At 38.7% G+C, this 26,776-nt stretch carries 20 protein-coding genes; 13 read left to right on the top strand and 7 right to left on the bottom strand.

Annotated features, from left to right (window positions below):
• Nucleotides 1–117: 117 nt before the first annotated feature.
• Nucleotides 118–837 carry a substrate-binding periplasmic protein gene (locus tag ADS77_RS01125; protein ID WP_235575680.1) on the top strand — a complete coding sequence of 240 codons (720 nt, stop codon included), beginning with the start codon at nt 118–120 and terminating at the stop codon, nt 835–837.
• Nucleotides 838–1,152: 315 nt separating this feature from the next.
• On the opposite strand, the gene ADS77_RS01120 is transcribed toward ADS77_RS01125, so the two are convergent.
• The 3 genes from ADS77_RS01120 to udk all read right to left on the bottom strand — a co-directional run bounded on the left by ADS77_RS01120 (nt 1,153) and on the right by udk (nt 4,229).
• Nucleotides 1,153–1,833, bottom strand: coding sequence for a substrate-binding periplasmic protein (locus ADS77_RS01120; RefSeq protein WP_235575679.1), 681 nt, complete (start codon nt 1,831–1,833; stop codon nt 1,153–1,155).
• A 524-nt stretch (nt 1,834–2,357) separates the two neighbouring features.
• The gene (locus ADS77_RS01115; RefSeq protein WP_054203994.1) at nt 2,358–3,581 is read right to left on the bottom strand and encodes a NupC/NupG family nucleoside CNT transporter; all 1,224 of its coding nucleotides are present in this window, start codon (nt 3,579–3,581) and stop codon (nt 2,358–2,360) included.
• Between the two features lie 18 nt (nt 3,582–3,599).
• Nucleotides 3,600–4,229 (bottom strand): uridine kinase, encoded by a 630-nt coding sequence (gene udk, locus ADS77_RS01110; RefSeq protein WP_054203995.1) that lies wholly within the window; start codon nt 4,227–4,229, stop codon nt 3,600–3,602.
• Nucleotides 4,230–4,419: 190 nt separating this feature from the next.
• Here udk and ADS77_RS01105 point away from each other — a divergent pair, with 190 nt between their 5' ends.
• The 5 genes from ADS77_RS01105 to ADS77_RS01085 all read left to right on the top strand — a co-directional run bounded on the left by ADS77_RS01105 (nt 4,420) and on the right by ADS77_RS01085 (nt 8,486).
• Nucleotides 4,420–5,652, top strand: a complete 1,233-nt coding sequence (locus tag ADS77_RS01105) for a phosphopentomutase (RefSeq protein WP_054203996.1) — start codon at nt 4,420–4,422, stop codon at nt 5,650–5,652.
• A complete protein-coding gene (deoD, locus tag ADS77_RS01100) occupies nt 5,652–6,353 on the top strand; it encodes a purine-nucleoside phosphorylase (RefSeq protein WP_054203997.1) in 702 nt (233 codons plus the stop codon). The genes ADS77_RS01105 and deoD overlap by 1 nt, the downstream gene beginning before the upstream one ends.
• A gap of 214 nt (nt 6,354–6,567) precedes the next feature.
• Nucleotides 6,568–7,308, top strand: coding sequence for a ferredoxin--NADP reductase (locus tag ADS77_RS01095; RefSeq protein WP_054203998.1), 741 nt, complete (start codon nt 6,568–6,570; stop codon nt 7,306–7,308).
• Between the two features lie 94 nt (nt 7,309–7,402).
• The gene (locus ADS77_RS01090) at nt 7,403–8,146 is read left to right on the top strand and encodes a nuclear transport factor 2 family protein (RefSeq protein ID WP_054203999.1); all 744 of its coding nucleotides are present in this window, start codon (nt 7,403–7,405) and stop codon (nt 8,144–8,146) included.
• A gap of 19 nt (nt 8,147–8,165) precedes the next feature.
• Nucleotides 8,166–8,486, top strand: a complete 321-nt coding sequence (locus ADS77_RS01085; RefSeq protein WP_054204000.1) for a hypothetical protein — start codon at nt 8,166–8,168, stop codon at nt 8,484–8,486.
• Here the strand turns inward: ADS77_RS01085 and ADS77_RS01080 are convergent.
• Entirely contained in the window at nt 8,483–9,370 is an 888-nt protein-coding gene (locus ADS77_RS01080; RefSeq protein ID WP_054204001.1) for a tetratricopeptide repeat protein, read from the bottom strand. The two genes, ADS77_RS01085 and ADS77_RS01080, sit on opposite strands and share 4 nt — an antisense overlap.
• A gap of 1,428 nt (nt 9,371–10,798) precedes the next feature.
• Between ADS77_RS01080 and ADS77_RS01075 the strand changes: the two genes are divergently transcribed.
• Together ADS77_RS01075 and ADS77_RS01070 are read left to right on the top strand one after the other, a co-directional pair.
• On the top strand, nt 10,799–11,356 hold the full coding sequence (locus tag ADS77_RS01075; protein ID WP_054204002.1) for a TetR/AcrR family transcriptional regulator: 558 nt from the start codon (nt 10,799–10,801) through the stop codon (nt 11,354–11,356).
• A gap of 261 nt (nt 11,357–11,617) precedes the next feature.
• Nucleotides 11,618–12,109 (top strand): DUF417 family protein, encoded by a 492-nt coding sequence (locus tag ADS77_RS01070; RefSeq protein WP_054204003.1) that lies wholly within the window; start codon nt 11,618–11,620, stop codon nt 12,107–12,109.
• Nucleotides 12,110–12,277: 168 nt separating this feature from the next.
• Here the strand turns inward: ADS77_RS01070 and ADS77_RS01065 are convergent, their stop codons facing one another.
• The 3 genes from ADS77_RS01065 to ADS77_RS01055 form a co-directional block, all read right to left on the bottom strand.
• Complete coding sequence (locus tag ADS77_RS01065) at nt 12,278–13,231, bottom strand: calcium/sodium antiporter (protein WP_054204004.1); 954 nt, start codon at nt 13,229–13,231, stop codon at nt 12,278–12,280.
• A gap of 674 nt (nt 13,232–13,905) precedes the next feature.
• Nucleotides 13,906–15,111, bottom strand: coding sequence for a type II toxin-antitoxin system HipA family toxin (locus tag ADS77_RS01060; RefSeq protein WP_054452443.1), 1,206 nt, complete (start codon nt 15,109–15,111; stop codon nt 13,906–13,908).
• Nucleotides 15,101–15,400 (bottom strand): multiprotein-bridging factor 1 family protein, encoded by a 300-nt coding sequence (locus tag ADS77_RS01055; protein ID WP_054204006.1) that lies wholly within the window; start codon nt 15,398–15,400, stop codon nt 15,101–15,103. The genes ADS77_RS01060 and ADS77_RS01055 overlap by 11 nt, the downstream gene beginning before the upstream one ends.
• 1,208 nt (nt 15,401–16,608) lie before the next feature.
• Here ADS77_RS01055 and dptF point away from each other — a divergent pair.
• Genes dptF through ADS77_RS01030 form a run of 5 tightly spaced genes read left to right on the top strand, consistent with a single transcriptional unit; the run spans nt 16,609 to nt 26,743 of the window.
• Complete coding sequence (gene dptF, locus ADS77_RS01050; RefSeq protein ID WP_054452441.1) at nt 16,609–18,201, top strand: DNA phosphorothioation-dependent restriction protein DptF; 1,593 nt, start codon at nt 16,609–16,611, stop codon at nt 18,199–18,201.
• Between the two features lie 3 nt (nt 18,202–18,204).
• A complete protein-coding gene (dptG, locus tag ADS77_RS01045) occupies nt 18,205–19,503 on the top strand; it encodes a DNA phosphorothioation-dependent restriction protein DptG (protein WP_054452439.1) in 1,299 nt (432 codons plus the stop codon).
• Nucleotides 19,484–24,532: a DNA phosphorothioation-dependent restriction protein DptH gene (gene dptH, locus ADS77_RS01040; RefSeq protein ID WP_054452683.1), complete on the top strand. Its 5,049-nt coding sequence runs from the start codon at nt 19,484–19,486 to the stop codon at nt 24,530–24,532. Before dptG ends, dptH begins: the two co-directional genes overlap by 20 nt.
• Nucleotides 24,522–24,881 (top strand): hypothetical protein, encoded by a 360-nt coding sequence (locus ADS77_RS01035; protein WP_200909632.1) that lies wholly within the window; start codon nt 24,522–24,524, stop codon nt 24,879–24,881. Before dptH ends, ADS77_RS01035 begins: the two co-directional genes overlap by 11 nt.
• 11 nt (nt 24,882–24,892) lie before the next feature.
• Entirely contained in the window at nt 24,893–26,743 is a 1,851-nt protein-coding gene (locus tag ADS77_RS01030) for a DUF262 domain-containing protein (RefSeq protein WP_054452437.1), read from the top strand.
• Nucleotides 26,744–26,776: the final 33 nt, after the last annotated feature.

Here is a 26,776-nt window from a genome sequence, read left to right as displayed (position 1 = left end):
GCGCTTTTTTTTGTGTCTAAAAATTGACGTAGCATAAGCCCCTTCCTATTATTTAACTACATTTTCATTCGCAGTGAGCTTACTATCTTTCGATTTATTACTCTAACCTGCTGTTTTTTGTTTTCTTGCATCGGCGTCGGTACCGAAAAGCCCACTGTAACTATTTATACAGAGCAGTTTCCGCCTTATAATTTTTCAAATAAAGGGCAGTTACAAGGTATTAATTTAGATATAGTGCGCACGCTATGTGAACGCACAGAGTTAGAGTGTAAGTTTGAGTTATTACCCTGGACACGCGCATACAGTTTAGTACAAAAAAATCCGTTGTCTGGACTTGTCTCCACAGCCCGTAGCCCTGAGCGAGAAAGCTTATTTCAATGGGTGGGACCACTCGTATCTTCTCGTACTTATTTTTATCGTTTAGCGAAAAATAACCATATAAGACCAGTAAATTTAGCGCAAACAGCTAATTACACCCTAGGGTTAGTAAGGGGAGATGTTTACGAAGAGCTAATACAAGAAATAGGCTTTGAAAAAGATAAAAATTTACTTAAATTCGCTCACCACTATGAATATATTAATTTATTTTTTAAGAATAAAATTGACTTAATCCTTGGATCAGAACAGACACTTGATTATCAATTACAGCAATTTGGCTACGGAGGCAAAGAAGTTGTAAAATTAGTGGAGCTTCCTGTTGATAAACTACAAGGGAATTACCTTGTTTTTAATAAAGCGATCCCCCCTGAAATTATTGAACGATTTAATCAAGAGTTAGCAGCCTTAAAAGCGTTTGACAATTTGAAGCTGTACCGACAACGATATACGAATGAATAGTAGTATGTTATCTAGCCGCAATGCATTGCAAAGTTGAACCAGTCTTAATTATAGTTGTTCTATATACTCAATCCACCTCAATATACAGTATTCAGCGTTTCGCAGGGGCTTAATATTAAGGCGTTACTTTGTAAGAATGGCAGTCCCTTTTAAGAAGTAACAATACAGAAGTAAGTCCTTGTGAAATACCTAAAGGGTTGGTTTAAAACGATTTATACTGCGTTATTTATTTTAATGATAGAACCACTATTACTTGCCATCGGTGATTGCATACACTTTGCATGCTTTTTAACATTATCAGCTGAGCGCTTCCAGCTAATGGGCTTCCAACAGTGCTTTGTATTTCGCGGCGTCTTTTATTTTTAAAAATGCTTGCTGTAAAGCATGTAAAATTTCAGGATCGATATCCAAATTTGCAGCTAAGTAACCATCAACGTTGAGCTCATCAATCGCATATATGAAGCTAAACCGATCAGGGGAAACGCCTATGTGCTTACTCATTGCAGGAATATAATTTTCATCATCTATTATTAAATCGACTTTTTTGGCTAGTAATAAATGGTAAGAGTTTTGAATGTCGGGAGTTAAAAGCAGATCAAATCCATGGTTGTTTAAAACAGTATAGGCAAGATCATTCCGTTGTACGGCAATTTTATAGTGCTTCGCTTGCTGCATGTTATTTACTCGTACGTCATCGCGCTGAGCAAGCTTTACAAAGCCTAACTTAAAATGAACAATAGGTGCTATCCAATGAAATAAAGATTCACGCTCAGGCGTTCTAGCAAGGCTATATATGAGTGTGTTTTTTTGTCGAGAGACCATCTGATAAGCTCTAGCCCAAGGGTAGATTGAAATGGAGGCATTCATGTTCGCTTCATTAACAATCATCGTTACAATGTCAGTGCTGAATCCACCCACCTTATTGCCAATTTGTGTTTGATGAGGAGGCGAGAACTCAGTAACAACGACTAGCGTTGGTTGTGCAAAACTTGACATAGTTACCAAAAGCAAAAAGCACGCTATTAATATCTGCATTAATTTACTCTATTTAGCTGTGTTAAAAACTATCCATATACGATTGTATAGATATAGTAGCAATTGCTCAGAGCAACGATTGTTACTTTGTTATGATAATACCAATCGGCTTAAATATTTAACCATTCTAGCGGACTAAATAAAGCGCTAACTGCGTTAGTAATTTTTCATGTACGACTGCATGGATGCAGAGCAATGCAGGAGCAATTGCCAAGAACAACTGCATGTCAAAATGTCTGCCTTGTTATCACTGTATTTATCTTTCGCTATAAATGGTCATTAACTTAACACGATTGGTATAATTTCTCTGTGCAATATTAGATCACGGTATAAGTTAAAAGAGTAGTACATTTTTGGAATAATTTTGTGGCGAAACGATAAAAGGGCCTTGCGGCCCTTTGTGAAGTATCGTTCAAATCAGATAAGTCTTTAACCCCTTAAAGGCTCATCCTATTGTTTTGCAACCAAGGCTCATCTCAAAGTTTCTAAGCTAGCGAGAGGAAAAAACCTGCAATTGCAGCGCTCATAAGGTTAGCCATAGATCCTGCTAACACTGCTCTGAGCCCTAAGCGTGCGATATCCTTTCGCCGACTAGGCGCCATACCGCCCAATCCACCTAGTAAAATTGCTATCGATGATAAGTTAGCAAACCCACATAACGCGAATGTGACAATCGCTTGTGTGTGCGCACTTAACGTATCGCGATAATTCATAAAGTCTAAGTAAGCAACAAACTCGTTGACCACTAATTTTTGACCAATAAAGCTACCAGCTATAATTGCTTCACTCCACGGCACACCTAATAACCAGGCAACCGGTGCAAATATATAACCTAAAATTTCTTGTAATGTCAGTGTTGGATAATCAAACCAACCGCCAATACCACCTAATAAACCGTTTAGTAAGGCAATTAAAGCAACAAATGCTAACAACATTGCGCCTACATTTAATGCTAAATGCATTCCGTTAGCAGCACCTGATGCCGCTGCATCAATCACGTTAACAGGTTTATCTTCATCAATATCCAAGTCAGCTAAGTTATCTTTGGGGGTTTCGGTCTCTGGCACAATCATTTTAGCCATTAAAAAACCACCCGGTGCGGCCATAAAGCTGGCAGCAATTAAATACTTCAGCTCAACCCCAATAATAACGTAACCGGCCATTACAGAGCCTGCCACAGTGGCTAAGCCACCCACCATAACTGCAAATAACTCTGATTTAGTCATGGTTGCAATAAATGGTTTAACAATTAACGGTGCTTCAGTTTGGCCTACAAAAATGTTTGCCGTTGCTGAAAGCGATTCTGTTCGGGAGGTTTTTAACAGTTTTTGTAAACCACCGCCGAGGATTCTAATAATCCAGTCCATAATACCTAAGTGATATAGCACAGCCACTAACGCTGAGAAAAACACAATCACAGGTAATACTTGAATGGCAAAAATAAACCCTAAAGTATCTTGATTTGCTAATGGTCCAAACAAAAAACTAATACCATCATTAGCAAAACCGATCACTGATGATACGGCTTTTGACATGGCAACGAGTGCATTTTTGCCTGCCTCTGAAAACAGTACAAACCCACCAATTACAAATTGCATAGCAAAAGCGATACCGACAGTTCTTAAATTAATTGCTTTGCGGTTTGTCGAAGCCGTAAACGCAATGCCTAGCAGCACACACATGCCGACTAAGCTCATAAATGTTGTCATTTTTTGTTATTCCCGTTGTTATTCTTGCAGTAAATATTTTATTTTACTTTTAATTATATCAATGGCGACGCGATTCATACCACCTCGTGTGACCACTAAATCAGCCTTGTGCTTTGAGGGCTCAATAAACTGATAAAACATCGGTCTCACAGTAGCCTGATATTGTTCAACAACGGACTGTAATGTTCTGCCTCGTTGCTCCATATCACGTTGCATACGGCGCATTAGGCAAATATCAAGGGGTGTATCAATAAACACCTTGATATCAAATTCTTTACGTAGCGCTTTATCGCTAAGCAATAAAATACCTTCAACTATCAATATTTGTGCTGGCATTACGGTACGTGTTTTATCACTGCGCGTATGTTGAGCATAATCATAAGTTGGTACTTCAACAGCTTTACCATTGCGTAACTGAGTTAAATGCTTACACATTAGCTCATGCTCAAACGCTTCGGGATGGTCGTAATTAGTTTGCGTACGGTGATCAAACGGTAAATGTGATTGATCTTTATAATACGCATCTTCTTCAATTACGGCGATGGCACCTGGTTCAAGCTCATTAACCAATTCATTATAAATTGTTTGGCTAAAAAGAGATTTGCCAGAGGCAGATGCCCCAGCAATGGCTATTATTGTTCGTGTCACTAAAGTTCTCACCCACACAGAAGGATATATCGTTGGTAGATCACAATAGCAAAAAAGACACGAATAATCTCTTTTGCTTCGCTCAGGGGGTGAAATTTATAATGTTTAGGTTTTATGAAACAGGACTTATGTCCTGTACGTTAAAAAGCACAAGAATATAAAGTAGCCATATTGGAAAGACGAGGTAAGCATGGCAAGAGCAATTATTTTAATGGCAGATAGCCTAGGCATAGGTGCAGCACCAGACGCAGATAAATTTGGTGATATTGGTGCAAACACATTTGCACATTTGCTTAAAGCATACTTTGAAGAGACCGGCGAAAAGCTATCACTGCCTAATTTATCGTTATTAGGATTAGTAGACGCATGTGAAGCGGCAGGTAACGAGCCATGCTTAATAAGTGACCGCCAAACACCAATTGGTGCATGGGGTTATGCAAAAGAGCTTTCAAGCGGCAAAGACACACCATCTGGACATTGGGAAATGGCCGGTGTGCCGGTGTTATTTGATTGGGGGTATTTCCCTAAAACGCAGCCGAGCTTTCCACAAGAATTAATTGACGAGCTAATTGCTCGTACCGGTATTCCTGGCATTTTAGGCAATTGCCACGCATCGGGAACAACCATTTTAGAACAGCTAGGTGAAGAGCACGTAAAAACAGGTAAACCAATCTGTTACACCTCAGCTGACAGCGTGTTTCAAATAGCCGCGCATGAAGAATCATTCGGACTAGAGAAGCTTTATCAGGTTTGCGAAATCACACGGGCGCTGCTTGATGAAATGAATATAGGACGAGTTATTGCGCGGCCATTTTTGGGTTCTAATAGTCAAGACTTTGCCAGAACAGGTAACCGTCGTGACTACTCAGTATTACCGCCAGCACCGACTTTGCTAGATAAACTGGCGCAAGACGGTGGTGAAGTGATTAGCATAGGTAAAATTTCAGATATCTATGCGCATCAAGGTATTACCCAAAAACATAAAGCTCCAGGCTTACAAAACTTGTTAGAAAAAACAACTGAAGTAATGGCAACAGCGCCTGACCACAGTTTGATTTTTACTAATCTTGTTGATTTTGATGAAAAGTTTGGTCATCGCCGCAACCCTGTTGGGTATGCAAAGGCATTAAAAGAATTTGACGATTATTTACCAACGATACTTAATCAGCTAAAAGCGGATGACGTATTAGTTATTACAGCAGATCATGGATGCGATCCTACATTTCCGGGCTCTGAGCACACCCGTGAATATGTGCCTGTACTTGCTTATCAAGTAGGACTTGAAAATACCCCTCTTGGTGAACGTGCTAGTTTTGCAGACATAGGTCAAACACTTGCCCAGTGGTTTAACTTACCTGCACTTGAATATGGTGATGGCTTTATTGACAAGCTAACTGCACCAAAAGTAAAAGGAAAAGAATAATGAGTACACCACATATCGACGCTAATAACGGTGATTTTGCACAAACAGTGCTAATGCCAGGCGATCCATTACGTGCGCAATATATTGCTGAAAATTTTCTTGATGATGCCGTTAAAGTAACGGGTGTTCGTAATATGTACGGTTTTACCGGCACATACAAAGGTAAGCCTGTCAGCATTATGGGTTCAGGGATGGGTATTCCATCAATGTCGATTTATGCTCGCGAGTTAATCGTAAGTTATGGCGTTAAAAACCTTATTCGTATTGGCACTTGTGGTGGTATTGGTAGTGATATTAAAATCCGCGACGTTATATTTGCACAAGGTGCCAGCACAGATTCAAATGTAAACCGTGCCCGTGTTCGTGGTTATGATTTTTCAGCAATTGCTGACTTTGACTTACTATTAAGCGGCGTTAACGCAGCAAAAGAATTAGGCATTAAAGCAAAAGTAGGAAACGTATTCACAACCGATACTTTCTATCAAGCTGACAACACCTTTTATCAAGAGCTTGATAAATTAGGTATGTTAGCCGTAGATATGGAAACCGCGGGTTTGTATGGCGTTGCAGCAGAGTATGGCGCAAAAGCCATGGCATTATTTACCGTAAGTGACCACGTGATCACAGGTGAAGCAACCCCAAGTGAAGAGCGTCAAAGCACCTTCAACGAAATGGTTAAAATTGCCCTAGAGTCAATCTAAGCTATATAACAGTTCCTTGGTAACGTATTCACTCGTTTGGAGACACGCCCAAATACAGTGAGACTAACCTCCCAAAGCCGCCTAGCAACCCTAGGCGGCTTTTTTTATTGTTGAGCTTAAAACTTATCGCTTAAAGCTGCTCGATCATTGACACCCCTTTGTTCCTTTGCCACTGTTAAGTGGGGTATGAAATATTTTTTAAGGAGTATACATTGTGTCTAATTGGATTGAGGCGAGTGTAAAAGAGGTTGTGTGGTGGACTGACACATTATTTAGCTTAATTGTTAATGCAGATGTTGAGCCATTTAAAGCGGGGCAATTTACAAAGCTATCAATGATGATAGACGACAAACGTATTGCTAGAGCTTACTCTTATGTTAATGCGCCAAATTCAAACGACTTAGAGTTTTACCTTATTAATGTGATGGATGGTTTGTTATCACAACAATTAGCTAAACTTACTCCAGGTGATACAGTGTTGATCGAAAGCCGCGCCAGTGGCTTTTTTACTATTGATGAAATCCCCGCTAGTGAACAACTGTTTATGCTTAGCACTGGCACCGCAATCGGGCCATTTTTATCTATTTTAGATCAAGCTGATGTATGGCAGAAGTTTAAGCAAATAACGTTAGTGCATGGCGTGCGGTTGAATGCAGATTTAAGTTACCAGAAAAAGATCAATCAGCTACAGCAACAGTATACGCGGCTGCGTTATGTACCTGTGGTAAGTCGAGAGCAGGCAATTATCGGCTTAAATGGGCGCATTACAGATAAAATCATTGATGGGAGTTTATTTAAACACAGCCAAAACACCACTTGTCCGCAAAATAGCCAATTTATGATTTGTGGAAATCCGCAAATGGTGAAAGACACCAGCGCATTATTAATCGAGCAAGGCTACTCCCGTAATCGCCGACGAGAACCTGGGCAAATCACAGTGGAGCAGTACTGGTAGAGTGTGTTACTACTCACGGCTTTAAGTGTTAAAGAACTATCATGAAAGGATAAACTTTGTTATTTTAAACCTTCTTAAATTAGTCAGGAACTGTATGAAATCGTTATTCTTTGTATTAATTTTTTTACTTTCATGGTCATCATTTGCAAACCAAGAAGTAAACGCAGCTCAAGCCCAACAGCAAAAAAAGCACGTTGATACTAAAAAAGCAGTGACAGAAGCAATGAATGGCGCTTCTCAAGATGGCCCAGCGGTGATTACTCTGACGCCAAATAACCCTTCACAGATCACAAAGGTTGAGCAAACAACGGCAACAACCACTGAACAAGATGCAGACACAACCAAAGTACTGGGTAGTGAAGTGTCAAAGCCAGCAGAAATACCAAAAAATAAGCAAGAAAAAGCGGCTGCAGTCGCGTATGCAGAGCAAGTCGTAGCGCAAGCAAAAGATGCATTAACCCAAAAGCAGCAAGCAAAAGCTAAACAGTCTCGCGAGTCACTCGCAGTTGTTGAGCAATTACTTAAAGCGTACAACGCACGTAATATTGATGCATTTGTAAATTTGTATGATGAAAATGTCGAGTTTTATGTTTTCCCAAATGAGCTACTCTTTAAAGGCAAAGAAAAACTGATTGCTCGTTACGGTATTATGTTTAAAAAACTTAAATGTATTCAGTCATCGCCAATTAAGCGTATTGTTCATGGCAATATAGTTATTGATCATGAGCTATCAGAAACCTGCTCAAGCGACCCTAAAGTTGTAGATAAGCGCGCTGAATTTGTTTCTAGTTATCAAGTTGAAAACGGTAAAATAACTAAAGTGTTATTTTTCAAGTAACGGTTTAAGAGAGAAAGGTATGCAAATTAGTGATGATAAAAAAATTCAGTTACTTTATCGTGTTGAGCCTGGTTGTTTAGGTCCGCAAGGAATAGATCACATTGAAGGTTTTTGCAATTATGCGAATCAGAATATTAGCTCGCCTTATTATGCTTTGTATCAGTTCACTGCACGATTAGATAAAAGTAAAGCAGAAAGACAATACAGTATTAATGGGCGTTTATTATCGCAACAGCATGCACAAGTTTATCTTGCACGCTTTGATACTTGTATCGATGAGTTTGAAGAGCAACTCGACGAGCTGCTCACTCAAGCCATAGATCGCTTTTTTGAGCGTTAAACATCACCTGCCAAAATAGCATTAAAGCTGGCGTTATCATGTAAACTTGCGAATGCACTTTCATGCAGTAATTCATTACGTAAGTTAGGTGAGTACTCTAACGACATTTTAATATCTGCTAATGCATCGGCATGTTTGTGGGTTAACGCATACGCACACGCACGTTGCCAATAGGCATAGCCGTAGTCACTGTCTATATCCAGTGCTTGGTTGCATAACTCAATTGCTTGTGCTGTTTCATTAAGCTCTAATAATGCGTCGGCCTTGTAGGCTATTGCTTCAACATCTTCAGGTTTACGATTTAAAATTTCGTCGAATATCTCTATTTTATTGGCTACATCGCTTTCTAGATTTGCGCGCATCCATAATGAGTGGACTTCATTTGTGACTGATATTTTTTCTTGGTTACTTAAAATTTCTTCTGAGCGTTCACGTAGTTTTTCTTCAAACGTGTTTAGACGTGCTTCGTATTCATTAGTGATCACACTTACACGCGTATTTACAATATCTTCAACTTTGTTTTTTACATCACGTAATGAGTTCCAACCCACTAATACCAAAATAGATGCAGTGGCAGTAATAATAAAAAATACATTATTTATGGTGTCAGTTGTGTACGTTATTGCTCTATCGGCGGTATCTAACTGTGCGTGAGTTACTTGTTTAGTGACATCTTCACGCAGTTTTTGTTGATCTTGGCGTACAGCTTTAAGCTCATCAAGAATATAGCGTTCCATAAGTGGTTTATACATAGGTTCTTGTACTTGCGCTAAGGCTTGTTCTTGCTGTTGCTCGCTTGGCGCTGGACGAGATTGTTCAGCATGTACCTGAAACGACAGCAAAGTAACAAAAAAAAGTGGAACAAGTAAAAAATAATGACGCATAGTAATGCCTAGTAGATAAATTTAAGTGCTTAAAGGCGAACTGTACCATGACTACTTAGTTGTAACTAGGCAAAACACAGGCAAAAAAAACCAGCTCTAAAAAGAGCTGGTAAAATTGCTTAAACAACAAATTGTCGTCAGGGGTATTAACAGGAGTGAGTGAGCATAATAACCAAATTTATCTGAACAACTACTTAATAATCTCATAGGGTTATGTGATCCTTTGATAAATACAGCATTACCAATGACGATCTGCTGTGCCAGAAACAGAAAAAGCGCATTGGGCTTAACAATGCGCTTTGATCTGTGCTAATGAATATCTGAATCAATACCCAAACTACCTTAGTGGCACTTTACTAATACCCTAAGGTAGTTTGGGTATAGTAGTTATGGTGAAGGTGTACTCCATTGTGCGCTATATAAATAGCCACTTTTAAACCCTTCTCATACCATTACGGGGTAACAAACCAATACGATCATATTTAAATTATATACCCAAGTGTTGTGATTCAATGAAACCGTAGGTCGTGCTTTAGCGCGAAGATAAATACCAAAAGTAACAACTGTTGACAACAATCGCGGCTAAAGCTCGCTCCTACCTGCAATTTACCCCCACATCGTAGGAACCGGCTTCAGCCGTAATGGTTTGCCCGTAGGCGTGAGTGTACCTCGCGCTTTTAAACCGTAGGTCGTGCTTTAGCGCGACAATAAATACCAAAAGTAACAATCGCGGCTAAAGCTCGCTCCTACCTGCAATTTTCCCCCACATCGTAGGAACCGGCTTCAGCCGTAATGGTTTGCCCGTAGGCGGGAGTTTACCTCGCGCTTTTAAACCGTAGGTCGTGCTTTAGCGCGAAGATAAATACCAAAAGTAACAACTGTTGACAACAATCGCAGCTAAAGCTCGCTCCTACCATAAATTTACCCCATATCGTAGGAACCGGCTTCAGCCGTGATGGTTTACCCGTAGGCGGGAGTTTACCTCGCGCTTGGTGGTAATTGTTGTGATTCAATGAAACCGTAGGTCGTGCTTTAGCGCGACAATAAATACCAAAAAGCTCGCTCCTACCATAAATTTACCTCACATCGTAGGAACAGGCTTCAGCCGTAATGGTTTGCCCGTAGGCGGGAGTTTACCCCGCGCTTTTAAACCGTAGGTCGTGCTTTAGCGCGAAAATAAATGCCACAAAAGTCATAAGTCTAATATGTAGCTCAATTAACAATCAAAACATTCACATTAAATGAGCACATTGCAGTAATAAAAATCTGATGACAGGGTAACTAAAGACGCCAAACTTACGTGTTATTAATAATATTATTTAAACTTAAGTATAAACAACAAGATCTTAAAAGATCATAATGATCTTATTTTATAAAATGGTTAAAAAACAGCTTGCAAACCTACCTACTGGTAGGTAGTATTACTGCATGAACACAACATATACAACTATTTTGCATCATGCGGACGAGTTAATTCAACTCAATGGCTTTAACGGCTTCAGCTATGCAGATTTATCAAAAACATTGGGTATTACTAAAGCCAGTATTCATCATCACTTTCCGGCTAAAGCTGATTTGGGTATCGCGTATTGTTTACAAAAATGTGACGCATTAGCACAGTTAGACTCGCAACTGAAAGCTAAAAAGCACGCAGCAGAGCAATTGCAAGGCTACTTTAATATATTTGAAAGTTGCGTACAGCAACAACAAATGTGCGGCATTTATGCCATGCAAACTGATTTGCAGCTAATGAGTGAGCCACTGCAAAAACAGGTGAATAAGCTCGCTGATCTAGAGTTACAAATACTCGCGCGCATTTTAGAACTTGGTGCGCAATCAGGTGAATTTAAATTTAAGGCAACGCCTTATCAGCAGGCGGTTATTATTTGTTGTGCTATAAAAGGCGCACTAATGTTAAACCGACGTCAGCATCAAGATTTGTTTAAGCAAACCTGTGATGCCTGTATAAATATGTTAATTGTCTGATTTACAATGGGCAATTAACACCAAAATAACCGTGTTAAAAATTATTTATATACAACTACATGGATTTAGAGAGTAGAGCAATGCAGGAGCAATTGCCAAGAACAGTTATATTTCAGAATTTTTACCTTGTTATTGCGCTTGCTATCAGGCGCTAAAATTGCACTAGTAACATAATGCAATTGAAGTAATGCAAAAAATTTTAACCAACAAACCTACCTACTAGTAGGTTTGTTTGACTCACAAAATACAGTGGAGCTAGTTATGACCTTTACATCAACTCAATTAAATACATTAACAACTTTAGGCAACAAGCTCGAAAAAGCAGGCCTACCATTAATTTATATTACCCTAGGCGTTATTTATATTTGGTTTGGCGGGATCAAGTTTAGCGCTGGGCAAGCCGAAGGCATGTACGGCATGATTGCCAATAACCCATTGGTATCATGGATGTACGCCATTTTTTCAAAACAAGGCTTAGTGAACTTTTTAGGCAGCCTTGAAATTATAATCGGCTTATTATTTATTGGCCGTTTTGTAAATCCAGCGCTTTCAGTTGTCGGTGGTTTATTGTCTATGGCGCTATTTATAGTCACCATTAGCATGATGGTATTTCTACCAGGTATAACTACCGATGCCGGTTTCCCGGTACTAAGTTTTGTAGGTGAGTTTTTACTTAAAGACATAGGCTTATTTGCTGCTTCGTTATTTGTTGTAGGGAACAGTTTAAAAGCATTAGTCGCTAAATCAGCGTAATTTCCTAAAGGGTAGTGATGTACCCAAAGGCCCAAAAGGGCCTTTTTTCATTATATAAACAATACGAGATCAACTTTAAGCCGGAGTTGATCTCGTGCTTGTTGTAACTGTCGGTCACGCTTTAGCACGAAAATAAATACCAATAGTAACAATTGTGGTCACAGTGGTTTATAAGTTAACGGTCACAGCCAAATAGGCGCAATAACCTAACAGTAATATAGCGCCTTCACCGCGACCAACACGACGGCCAGTATATAAAAAGGCCACTAAAAGTAGCGAAGTAGCTAACAAAACCCACTGATCAAAATGCATAATACGCGAGCTTAATGGTAAAGGTTGCAACAGCGCCGACACACCTAAAATACCTAGCATATTAAAAATGTTACTGCCTAAAATGTTACCCACAGCCACATCGGCATGTTTACGCAACGCCGCAATAACCGACACAGTTAACTCAGGTAACGACGTACCAACAGCCACAACGGTTAAGCCAATTACACCCTCAGATATACCAAATGCTTGCGCTACACCAATTGCACCAATCAACAATACTTTAGAGCCAACAATCAATAGCGCCAAACCGGCAATCAGCATCGCACTGCTAACGAGCAAAGATTGTGGTAATACAGTTACTTCGTTTGCTTCATCTACATGCAACAACGCCTGCGCAGATTGCTGCTGCTTTTCAGTTTTGTAAGTGTAAATAAGGTAAATAAACAGCATGGCGAGAAGTAGCAAACCATCAAAAAAACTAATAAAGTGATTAAACGCCAACACACTAAAAATAACAGACGACGCCAACATAACCGATGCATCGCGCTTTAGCGCCAACGCCGAAATAGTTAGCGGCGTTATAACCGCACATAAACCTAAAATAAGCAGAATATTACCAATATTACTGCCCACCACATTACCCACTGCAATATCTGCTTGGTGACTCATAGCCGCATCAATCGATACCACAAGCTCTGGTGCCGACGTACCAAAGCCAACAATAATTAAACCGCTTAACAAAGGCGACAGCCCAAAACGCTTCGCCGCCGCCAAAGAGCTACGAATTAGCGCCTCACCACCGAGTGTAAGTAAAGCAATACCGAGTAACAAAAAGAGTAAATTAGTCATAAATGTTAATAATAAAAGATGATGGCGGAGTATGACCCGCTTTTAAAATATACGCCATTAATTATAGTTGTGATTTAATGAAACCGTAGGTCGTGCTTTAGCGCGAAAATAAATACCAAAAGTAACAACTGTTGACAACAATCGCGGCTAAAGCTCGCTCCTACCTGCAATTTTCCCCCATATCGTAGGAACAGGCTTCAGCCGTGATGGTTTGCCTGTAGGCGGGAGTTTACCTCGCGCTTGGTGGTAACTGTTGTGATTCAATGAAACCGTAGGTCGTGCTTTAGCGCGACAATAAATACCAAAAGTAACAATCGCGGCTAAAGCTCGCTCCTACCATAAATCTATCCCATATCGTAGGAACAGGCTTCAGCCGTGATGGTTTGCCTGTAGGCGGGAGTTTACCTCGCGCTTGGTGGTAACTGTTGTGATTCAATGAAACCGTAGGTCGTGCTTTAGCGCGACAATAAATACCAAAAGTAACAACTGTTGACAACAATCGCGGCTAAAGCTCGCTCCTACCTGCAATTTTCCCCCATATCGTAGGAACAGGCTTCAGCCGTGATGGTTTGCCCGTAGACGGGAGTTAACCCCGCGTTTTCGGGCTACACCGAGAAGAAAAAACTATGGCATCGAGTAACTCGCGACGGGCTATGAATACACCTAGCACCTTTCTATTCTATATTTGGAATCACACTTTCTAAGCGTTTTATATCTATATCGCTAATATCAGCAAAACGCTTAAAATGGCTTGGCCATTGCTGCGTGTAGTCTTTTATTTGGCTGATTATTTTTGTTGCTTTCGCAGTCGTTAAACCAAAGCGTTTAGCTTGAGATAATAAATTGTCGATACTGGCATATCGACCATCATCGCCAAGCCCTATACCATGTTGCTTTGAATTATTGATAGGGGTTATGTCGTAAGCTGGGCTCAAGCGCCATGTTTTATCTGCAAAGTGATATAAAAAAGCATGGTTACGGCTGTGATCGTCAGTGTTACCAATCAGCGCATTAAACACCATTCGCTTATAAAGCTCTGTTGCATCATCAGCATACTCACCAGTATGGTGGCGAATAAACTCAGCCAATTCACCGTAACTGTAGTAAGTTTCTAAATCACTCATTGCCACTTTAGGCTTTTGCAGTAAGCTGTTGGCACTTAAAAAGTGATTAGTAGGTAAACAATTACTCACATCAAATCGTTCGACTAATAGCACATCACCGTTTTCAGTTTCATGAACTTGGGTATTAGCACACCGAATACCTAATTCTTTCGCCATACACATGGCTGCGTGTTCAGCTCGTACTAAATTGAATAAGTCATCTTGGCGATTAAACTTAGCCAAATAAAGCTTAGTGCCAATTTGCACTGAGGTTTTGGGCCTTGCGCCGCCCATACTTTGGCCAAACTCAAACGCTTTTTTAGCCTCATTTGAAATAGCTTTATTAGCTAAAAGATCATCTTTTGCTTGATCCAGCAAAGCTAAATCAGCCAAAGTATTTTTATTGGTTTTATGTTTAGAGGCACTGCGCGATAAGCTAAATACCAGTGCGCCCACGCCATAGCCTGAGCCTGCAAGTAAAAACTCCAGCTCGTTTTGTGGCTTAGTATTATGTAAAGATAAAATCAGCTTACGCCCCCACGAATCAGCACCTGCATCACTTAATACCCCAAATACACCTTTATTAGCGGTATAACTGACAATGCCTGGTTGTAAAGGCAGATGGATTGGGTCGAGTGCAAAGGCATCATGGCGGGATAGGTAACTTTTACCATAGTTAAACTCACCTCGGCCAGTTTGCGTATTTAATTTAAAAAAGCCACAAATAATGGGTTTATCTTCTAGCCCATCAATAAACACATAACACTCAGAAGTCATCGTTAATCACCTGGGTTTTATTGGTTTTACGTTGCCGCGCATTATAGCCACCCACATCAGCGGCCAGCTCGTTTATTTCATCAAGCAGTGACCCTTGTAATTGCAACACCACGAGAGCTTCAAATAAAACATCACTTTTAACCACTTCCCCTTGCTCCAGTTTTTGTACAGTAGAGCGCGACACACCAATCATCTTGGCAAAAGTGCTCTGCGTGTAATGCAAAGTGCGGTGCTGGCGGATTAGGTCACCCAACCGCTGTGCCAGTTTTAATGCTTGTTCAGATTTCAAAAAATGATTACCTATGCAGTCATTAGGTTGTTAATGATTAGTTTAGCGGTATTTATATTGTTTTCAAGGAGATTTATAAATCTTATTAGTGTTGTGAATAATTTCTTAAAACTAATTTGCACAAAGAGCAGTGAATGACGGCAAATGAGAAGGCAAAAAGCCACGATCAATGAGTCACTGGCTATGAATTGAACCTCGCGCTTTTAAATTATAGGTCGTGCTTTAGCGCGACAATAAATACCAAAAGTAACAATCGCGGCTAAAGCTCGCTCCTACCAGCAATTTACCCCATATCGTAGGAACAGGCTTCAGCCGTGATGGTTTACCCGTAGGCGGGAGTTTACCTCGCGCTTTTAAATTGTAGCTCGTGCTTTAGCGCGACAATAAATACCAAAAGTAACAATCGCGGCTAAAGCTCGCTCCTACCAGCAATTTCCCCCATATTGTAGGAACCGGCTTCAGCCGTGATGGTTTGCCCGTAGGCGGGAGTTTACCTCGCGCTTTTAAATTGTAGGTCGTGCTTTAGCGCGAAAATAAATACCAAAAGTAACAATCGCGGCTAAAGCTCGCTCCTACCAGCAATTTCCCCGTATCGTAGGAACAGGCTTCAGCCGTGATGGTTTGTGCTCGCAAAAATAACGTTAACTCACAAACCCAATTCGTAGGTGGGAGTTTACCCCGCGCTTTTAAATCGTAGCTCGTGCTTTAGCGCGACAATAAATACCAAAAGTAACAATCGCGGTTAAAGCTCGCTCCTACCATTAATCTACCCCATATCGTAGGAACAGGCTTCAGCCGTGATGGTTTACCGGCAGGCGGGAGTTTACCTCGCGCTTGGCGGTAACTGTAGTTCACGCTTTAGCGTGAAAAAGCCTAATCAATAAGCACAATTCACCTTGCGAGTTTATATTCTTCAAATTAAACATCAATGCTGGTGTATCTGCAGTCAGAAGCAAACGTCATTTAAGGCGAAGTTAAAATATGTTAATGATATTTAGTTTCAAAAGCTTTATACAGAGATATAGTCTAGAATAATTACTTGATTGAACGCTTAATTAGGCTATGTCCTTGGTACTCATCGAAAATCTATATATTTTCTATACATTTTCATGTAGCTTATAATGAAAACTTAACAACTAATCGTTAAGTACCAGAAAACAACCATGGAGCGGTTTATTCATTTTAAACCGCAGTAACGGGATTTATTTATGCGGTTAAAAGAAGCCCTCAGCGTTTTATCAAAGTCTTCCCCTTACGCTGTTTCGACTGAAAGAAGCCAACAAAACCAGTCATTACTTGATGGCATTAAGTCATACTTGTACATTCAAATGCCTATCGAAGAGGCAGTTAATAAAACTATTTCAAGTTTTGGTGCTAACGATAAAAAAATATTGTTTTTATGTGGCAGTAGTGGTGATGGTAAATCAGAACTCTTAACAAAAGCTAAAGTTAATTTTGGAACGCGCGTTAAATTCCATTTAGATGCTACCCACAGCTTTGACCCGCATGGCACAGCAATTCAAACATTAGATAAGGTATTTGATGAGTTTGAAGCTTCAAGCAGCCCGTTAGTTGTTGGTATAAACGCTGGTATGCTAGGTAACTATGCTGAAGAAGGCCAAAATCAATTAATACGTAGCAAAATTAGTGAATATCTTAAAAATAAAAATACCCAAGATGACACTGCTATTTTTATTAACTTTGAAGATTACCCAAAGTTTGAAATAGGAGAAGATGGTTATAAATGTGATTTTGCAAAAAAATTATTACAAAGAATTACACAGCAAGAAAACAACATCATTCGCCAGCTTATTGAAAAAGAAAAGCTACAACAAAACGATGCTTCAACGTTACGTTTAATCGCTAACTTCGAATTACTTAGCCTACCTTCTGTTCAAAAAGTGATTATAGATCTGCTATTTAAAGCGCGTTTAATGCGAGATCAATTTTTAACAGCCCGTGCACTACTTGATTTTATCCATGAGCTTTTATTAAGTGATGGGTATCTATTTGATAACTTATTTGCAGGTGGAGATAACGAGCTCGCAAATAAAATAGAGAATTTTGACCCTGCGCATCATCGTACCAAAGAAATCGATCGGTTTATTCTTGCTTTCGACCTAGGTTTGCCAGATGAAGAGTTTGATGTATTCAAGAATACATTAAACCAGTTAGGTATTACTAATATTGAAACTGGCGCTCAGTATCTGCGTTTATTTTATCTACTTAAATACGACGACTTTGCTAACAATTACCATAAAAGCTTTGCTGGTGACTTTAACGAGTCACTAATCAAAAGTTATCTTTCAGTTTATCAATTACACAAGTCTTACAATGGCGATAGCAGTCAAAAAAATAACTTAAAAGAGTTTTATAGAGATACGCTAATTGCCGCTATTCGCACCTATATAAACCGTAACGCACCAAAATTGGGTAAAAAGTTCTTTTTACTGTCTGATTTTGGCAATTACCAAATTGCGGCGCCAGCAGATCTCACTATGGATTCTAAATCTATTTCAAACTCTACGACCACCAGTAGTGCATTTTTTAATGCGCATTTAAAGCTGCAGGATAAAAAGTTTAAGTTGCCAATTAATATTAACCTTCTGTCGCTACTGATTAATATAAACAATGGTTATCGACCTAATAAGCATGACAAAAATTCGGTAATACTGCTAGATGAATTAGCCGCAGAAATCGTACAGCAAGCAAAGGCCGCCAAAGAAATAGTCATTACAGGTGTAGATGGTAAATATCATTTAGAACTTGATGATGAAGACATTATGGTTAATGAGGGTTAATAAATGCCATTATTAGAAGAGTTAAAGCCAAAAAATAATAGTGCTGCTAGTTATTTCCCTGTTTCAGCTAATAGCGCTAACAATAAGTATGATTGGGAAACGGTCGTTGGTTTTTTCATCAAGTCTCTCCACAGTCTTAAACTGGAAAAAAACATTGAGTCACTCGACGACTTTAAAAAGCTGTGTAAAACGCATTTTACCAATAAGTTAGATGGCGAACCGTTTTGGCATGTTATCGAAAAAATGTATTTTGATAACGAGCAGGTCTTAAACATAGCGCCTGAAATGCAAGTGTTAAAAGTATTAAACCCAGATAAAAGTAACTCAGGTGATGAGCGGCTTACGTCATTATTTAATAGCTTAATGGGTGATGTTGAAGTCGCTAATGCACCAAAAGCGCAGCTTAATTTTTTAGAGCAAGAAGTAAAAAAAGTTTTTGACTCGCCACTTGTTACTAATAAAAATCAAAAAATACGCAAGCAACATATTGCTTACCTGCCTTTTTTGTCAGAACAGTTTCAGCAAGATCTTAAATTCTTAGTTAGCTATCCAGAGCATTTTTTACAAAATATTAAGGCCTTTTTAAAGTTGTACGGCTTTTTGTATACGGCGCAATTGTCGCTAAATATAAAAGGCTGGGCGCAAAAACCCGAGGTAAAACCTTGCTACTTTATTTTAGATAGTGAAAAAGCCAGTAAAGAGCGCACTAAATTGCAGTTACACGGGCACAAGCAAGTTATTGAGTCTAGTTATGCGTTGTTTCCTTATTTAGCATTAAATGAAAGTTTACAAGATACAAAAACAGCTATTAGTCCTCTGTGGCAGTTAATCGATGAGATTAAGGATACCGACATTGAGGCATTAAATTCTTATGCTAATAAATTTTATATTGATAGAAATTTAACGAGTCAGCAGAAACAGCCAACCACTATAGACGAGTCTATTAATCATTTAACTCAGCTTTTTGTTGAACAGTTTAAAAAGGGCACAACACGCGAGACAGCGTTTAACAACTTTGTAAAAGCCACAAGAGAAACATTAATTAAGCCGTTTGAACAAAACCGCCGCCGAGCAGGCTCATTTTTAGTATTAAACCAAGATTATTTACTATTGCTTACTAATTTGTGTATTGGTGGGAACGAAAAATTAAGACTTCATGAGCTGTTAATTGAGTTTCAAAAACGCGGTGTATTTTTTGATAAAAGCAGTGAAGAGTGCTTAATCGATTTGTTTGAAAGAATGGGTAATGTAGAAAGAATGAGTGATAGCGGAGATGCAGTTTATGTCAAAAAAACTATATGAAGACTTTTTAGTTGAGCACTTTTGTCAGTGGGCAACTAAAGGTTTTGAAGGTGAAAGCCGCTTTCAGTTTCGCTCGCCAGATAGTGATAATAGTTTAAAGCTTTATCAGGCAATGCTTAATAAGGCAGATACACGCGTTGAATTGAAAACTAATGATATAAACCAAACGCTGCCTGCTATTACTTTTGGTAAAACTACGTTGATACCTGTTGTACATAGCGAAAGCGCACAAGGGCTGAGTGAAAACTTTATCTCACATTTACGCGATTTAGTATCAGCGCAAGACGGCCCTTTAAAAGACTGCGCATTACTCGTTATCCACAACTCTTATTTAGATACACTAATTAATTCAGCACGTGACTTAGGTAAAGCTGGTGAAGTTTGGCATCCCTCAACAATCAAAAAATCACTCAGTGAGCTTATTTCGTCAATAAGCGGTACTGATAAAGTATCGCAGTGCCTGCTCGATCATCGCTTTAAGCTCATTATTGAAGACGGTGCAACCATGTTTGGTTTTACTGAGCTTTATGATGCGTTAGAAGATGGCGTTATTCAATTTAGTGAATTAGGGTTATTTAACGACAACACAATTGTAAGCTGGGACGATACAGACCAGATAGATAAACGTTTATCACAAAACCACCAGTTATACGGCAATATTAGCGAAATAGTTGAAAAGTACCCGCAAGAGCTTGTCGAAAAGCTGGGCGATTTAGATCTTAGCGAAAAGTTTGTAAGTACTCATTTTGCAGATGGTCAAAATTGGGAAGAGCTCGATTTTGGCGCAATCATAAAAGAGCGCCGAGACAATAAAGAAAACCTACTGTCGTTTGAAAGTGAAATAGTCACAGATATAGATTTTATAGCGCGTGAAAACAAAAAAGAACGCCATTTAATCATTCAAATGCCAGCAGATAAAACTGACTTTAAAATTGAAGCTAGTTTTGTGGGCGGTAAAATTCAAAAAAATGAATTAAAACTACAGCACACTAAAGAACAAATTACTCTTGATGTAAATAACCGTTCTCACAAACGTAGCATTGCTGAAATTTCGGGAACGTTTGATAATAAGCCTCTTTATTTTAGTGTTGATTTTAAACGCGAAAAACCGCAAGAGCGTTTTAAATATAGAGTTTTAGTTATTCCACAGGGTGCTTTTTATCTTGATGATTTAGCCGATAGCTTTTTGCTCGTACCACGTAAGCAGCTTATAACTTTGCAAACAAATGCCGGGGTTTTACAGATTGCTGAACAAGGAACTCCTGCAAAAGTTACGCAATCAAACCAAACTTTCCTAGTTGACCAAACACAGGTTGTCGATTTTGCACAGTTTGCCAATGAAACAGACACACTAACCTTTGCAGTTCAAAGTGGATCGCATGTACTTAATTTTGAAGTAGATGGCGCTGTTTCGTCAGATACATTAAGCCTGCCACTAGTGCTAGATACCAACTTGTTCAACCGTTTATACAATGATAATTTTAATGGCTTATACAATCGCGCTAAAGAAAAAGTCGTTATTGACGGGAAAGACTTAAACCCAACCGGTATGCGTAAAAACCTATTAAATTGGGAAGCAAAACTACAAGATGAGCGCATACTTGCAACACAAACTGCTGGTAGGCCAGAAGTTACATTAGAAAATATTGAAAGCGCATTCCCAGATTTATTTGTAGCTTATCAATCACTATTTGATTACCTAGACGAGCGAAAGGCACTTATAAGTACTTGCTCGTGGGGGACCGAGTTTTTAGGTTTAGCAAATAAAGTTGTTGAGTGCTACTTAGCGCAAGTTGATAAATTAGAAACCAAATCGCTGTTATCTCCGCAAGCGAATATGCTGGTAAATATAGGTATAGCTGAGTTTGACGAGCAAGAATACATAACGCCGCTTCACCCGTTAACTCTCGCATACTTTTCCCAACTAGTTACTAGTGCGAGTGATGAAAACGACAATAGCTTTAATACGTTACCAAATGCCACAATTAAGCGTTTAAATGCAGAAGGCCTTTTACCGTTTGTATGGCATGCAACAGATGGCTTTGCATACAACCAAGCTGTGGCTGATAACCGCATGTGGTGCAAGTTAGTTTCTAACAAAAAAGTAGCACTTGAATATGTACGCCCATTAGTTAGGCAAAAAACGAGTGAGTTTACAAAAGCGTTTGATGTCCTTTTTGATAAGGGCGGTAAAGAAACCGTTTATATTAACTCTATCAATAATGGTAACAACACCGCGCTATTTTTAGGCTTAGTTGATTACCTAAAAAAGAAATCACCTGACGAAGCAAACCGCATTCACGTAAATATTTACGACAAAGCACTACAACGTACTTACTTTGATGATTTTGCAGATGCGCCAAGTTACGACGAACTAAAAGAGTTAGCAGAGCTCGGTAGCGAAAAAGACAAAGCCGATGCAATTGCAGATATGCTTAAAAATCGCATAACGTACAGTAAGTTTAAGTTAAATGCACAAGAGCCAACATTTAACTATGCACACATTAGCTTTGTACGTAACGATACAACAGTAGAGCCTGTACCTGTTGATGTACTCACCGAAAAAACCGGCGTCGTATGCCATGGCTTATTAGCTGGCGAAACCGCATATCAAGAGCAAAACACGTACTTTACAACCTTTGGCCTCAATAAACTCGATGTTGACAGTACGGCTACATTAAAACTAAGTAGCCAATTTAACAGCTTAGCAAAAGCGGCATGGTGTGGGCAAAAGTACGAAACCAGTAATGGCTTAGGTTTAAAAGTAGCGGGGCAACTGTCAGAGCTGCTTGAAGGCGTTTATGAAAATTCAGTTTGGACGGTGATTATTGACCCTAAAGTCACACTTGAGTTTTTTAAAGGCCAAAAAGATGCCGTACTGATCCACTACTCAGACAACTTTACTAATTCAGCAAACTACGATGCGATAACCGTTACCAAGCGCCGAGACTTATACGACCAAGTACTTTCTCAAGGTATTAAAGGCCTAATAGACGAGTTTAATGCGTTTAATGGTGAGTGGTTACTTAAAATGATCACCAGTAACGACAACGACCGCAAAGAGAAAAAAAGCATAATAGGTGCGTATAAATACGTAAACTGTTTGCTGCATCAAAGCGATATTACATGGGTGCCAATGAGCGTGGCCGAAATGCTGCGTGTAGCGGGTAATATAGGCTTAAAAATGAGTGATAGCGACTTTTCGCGCTACTCACAAAATATAAAAAGTGGCGCTATATCTGACGATGTTTTATTTGTTGGCTTTAAAGGTAGCAACATGTACTTGCTACCGCTTGAAGTTAAAATTGGTAAAAAACGTACACACGGCAAAGGCATACAACAAGCTAAAGAGCTTAAGCGTTACTTGGTCGAAAACTTATTTGGCCGTGACGACCTTGCGGGGCATTTATACAGAGGCCTATTTATTCGCCAAGTATTAATGCAAGTGGATAAGTTTGAATTATATAAAGTGTACGAGAGTGATTACTTTAACGAGCTACAAAACCATCGTGAGTGGTGGTTACAAGGTGATTACCAAGTCGCCGATTTAGTTGATTACCCGCAAGGTTTTATGATGGCATTTTTTGAAAACGCCGATTTTGCCAAAGAAGAATACACCGTTGAAGACGATATTTTACAAATCATATTACCAAGCGCTAACTTAAACCGTTTTATAAGCACGCCTCTACAAACACTACTTAGTAATATTAAAAGTAGTGAGCTTTGTTACATACCGGAGCAATATATTCTTGAAGGTGAAGCAGTAAATAAAAGCAGTGTGACACCAATAAAGCCTATTGAAAAAGTGGATTCCAATGCAGCTAAAACCGTAGATGAGCCTATACCTAAAGTTGCCGAAGAAGCAGCGCCAAACATTGTGGCAAAGCCAAATTCAACAGATTCATTAAAAGTGCTTGTTGGCCATGTTATGCAAAATAATGAGCCTGTTTATTGGGAGCCAACCAATACCGCTAAATTCATGAATACCAACTCAGGAATTATCGGCACTATGGGCACGGGTAAAACCCAGTGTACTAAGTCGGTAGTGACTCAGCTTTATCGTAATCAGCACAATAATGTTGATGGTAAATCAATAGGTATACTCATTTTCGATTACAAGTCTGATTACGTAGATGATAAGTTTATTGATGCCACCAATGGTAAAAAGTTTAACTTACATAAATTGCCATATAACCCACTTAGTTTGTTCGGTGATACGCCCATGCTACCTGTGCACACAGCGCGTGGCTTTTCAGAGACTATGGGCAAAGCATTTAATTTGGGTCAAAGACAGCAATTGAAGTTACGCCGCATAATTGGCGAAGCATATGATTTAGCCGGAATTGACCGTGCAAACAAGTCAACGTGGAGTAAAGCAGCCCCAACAATGGCGGATATATGGTCATTGTTTTTAGATAGCGAACCAGCGGAAGATTCACTCTACGCTGCGCTTGAGAGCATCTGTGAGCTTGAAATATTTGAAGACGATACCAGCAAGTGCATGTCACTTTACGATCTTGTCGATGGCATTACCGTAGTTGAACTGGCGGGCTACCCAGGAGAAATACAAAACTTGGTTGTGGCGCTTACTCTCGATTTGTTTTACTCGCAAATGCAAAAACAAGGTAAGCCAGAAGTGCAGGGCGACTTTAGGCAGGTTACTAAATTAGTGTTAGTTGATGAAGCCGACAACTTTATGTCGCAAAACTTCCCAAGCCTTCGCAAAATATTAAAAGAAGGGCGTGAATACGGGGTTGGTGTTATTTTATCGACCCAAGATATCACCCATTTTAAAACCAGCGAAAACGACTATTCAGCCTACATTTTAAGCTGGATTGTGCATCGCGTCGCGCAAATAAAAACCCAAGATATTAAAGGCATATTCAACAAAGATGATAAGTCAGAGCAAGAGCTGCTGATGAAAAACATCCGCGAGCTTGAAAAACATACAAGCCTTTATATTGATGGCGAAAAACAAATTAAACGTATTAAAGATAAAGCATTTTGGGAGCTACTTAATGATGAATGATTCAACAGTTTTAGAGAAAAAGATGCTAAGCCGAAAATCTCCTGAGGTCGTTGCATACATACAGATGGTTGAAAAAGCTAAACGTGATGCAGAAGTTGTTACTTTGCGAGAGTGGTATGACTCCACAACTAACCATCAACAAGAAATAATTGACTATATGGAAGCTTATAAGCAGCTAGGTCCATTAGGTAAAGAGTTGCATAAGCGTGGAGTGAAAAGAGTAACAGAAAGGTTTGGTGACAATGTACGTACTTTGGTTGAAGCAACTTATCAAAGAGAGCTGCTTGATGTGGTTGCACCATTATGCGCGTACTCGTGCGTAGAAAACAAAAAATCAATAAAAAGGTAAAAGGTATTAAGATGGAAGTAAAACCAAACTATTGTGCGATGGATACCGTATTCGGTGAAAGTACAGTTTTTAAAGTGCCGAAATACCAAAGGGCTTATTCTTGGCAAGTTCATAATGTTAAACAATTTTGTGATGATTTATTTGATTTATATAGGCAAAAAAAAACGGAGGGGCATGTTGGTCAGCACTTTTTAGGTGGGATTGTTTGTGTAAGACAAGGGAATGAGGATGAATTGGATGAAAAAGTAATTTATCAACTAGTTGATGGGCAACAGCGCTTGTCTACTACTGTATTAATGGTTTCAAGAATAATAAACTACTTACAGGAAGTAAAATTGACGGGTGAAGAGTCAGAAACTAGGGATAAAAGGGTTCAAAAGTACAAATCAAAATTTGTTACTTTAACAACAGAAGAAAATGGAAAAGATACGGAGTTTGATAGAATCACTCTATCTAAACGTGATGATGCATATTATAAAGAAGTTTTACAAAATCGATTTATTGATTCGAAGACAAAGTCCCATATATTAATAAAGAATGCATCTAATGAGATTGATAAATGGTTAAAAAAATTCAATGATCCTGTAGGTGCTACGGTAATAGAAAATATAGACTTAATGTATAAAGTCCTTTGTAAGTCTTGCCGTATTTTGTTATTAAAGATGACTAACGTAAACGATGCTTATAAGTTATTTCAGGTTATAAATGATAGAGGACGTAGCTTGACAGCAGGTGATTTATTGAGAGCGTCATCTTTAGGTACAGTTGATAGGGCTAATGAGCATAAAAATGACGAAGATAAAATTGATATTGATAATTTAGAAAAACAGTGGGATTTAATTACAGCTGAAGGGTCACTTAGTACAGATAAAAAATTAATTACTTATTATACTGCTAAAAAGGCTAAATCAATCAGCAAGACAAGTCTATTTGGTGACTTTAATTCTAACTTTTTTTCTGATGATGAGGAGATCCCAAATAGGATTGATGATATTCAAAAGCAATTAACTAAGTTAAAAAATCTTTCAGAAGGAGTTTGGCCTTATTCAAACTCTAACTTAACAGAGTACCAACATGCAAAATTGCAAAATCTTGTTTTACAGTTTAAACACACTCATTGTTTACCACTTCTTATTTCGGCTACAGCACTAACAGAAAAGAAATTTTATCAATTAGTTTTCTTTCTAGAAAAGTTCTTTTTCATGTTTAGAGTTTGCCTAAATAAAACTATGACACCTGTAACCAAAGCTTATTATCGTGCTATAAATAAAATAAATGAGTGCCCAGTTAAATATCAGGTAAAGTGGTTTTGTGATGATCTGAAAACTATAATCGAAAAAATAAATCTAACGGAATTTTCTGAAAAATTGAAAGGTTTTAATTATGTGGATGGTGGAGATAATAAAAACTTAAAGTACTTATTAATTACTTTAGAAGAGTCTTCAAAATGGATAAACAATGGTCGTAAGGGGGGGTATTTAAATATTTATAAAAATCACTCTAAAACTCTTGCCCAGCCAAAAAGTTTTTCTATTGAGCATGTATATCCAGCTAATACTGAAATAAAAAACCAACTTCCTGAAATGGAAGGAATTAAAAATGAACTAGGTAATTTAGCCTTATTATACCAACAAGAGAATGAAGAATGTGGTAATAAGTTAATTAAAGATAAAGCTGCAGTTTATGATAGATGTCGGATCAATATAACTAAAAGTCTCTCTCACTTTGAGAATTTTATATTGGATAACAAAGTTGATAGAGAGAAAACTTTGCTTATTGATCTGATTACTGTTTTTTCTCTAGGCTATCGAGATAATAAAGAAATAGCTGATATTTTTGTAATTGAAGAGATCATGGGGTAGTTAAAATTAACTCACACTCACAAATTATTAGTG

Origin of the sequence: Pseudoalteromonas porphyrae, from assembly GCF_001298125.1 — a bacterium.
Taxonomy (GTDB): Bacteria; Pseudomonadota; Gammaproteobacteria; order Enterobacterales; family Alteromonadaceae; genus Pseudoalteromonas; species Pseudoalteromonas neustonica.
The sequence above is the reverse complement of the archived record's forward strand: the minus strand, read 5'-3'. Positions and strand labels throughout refer to the sequence as shown.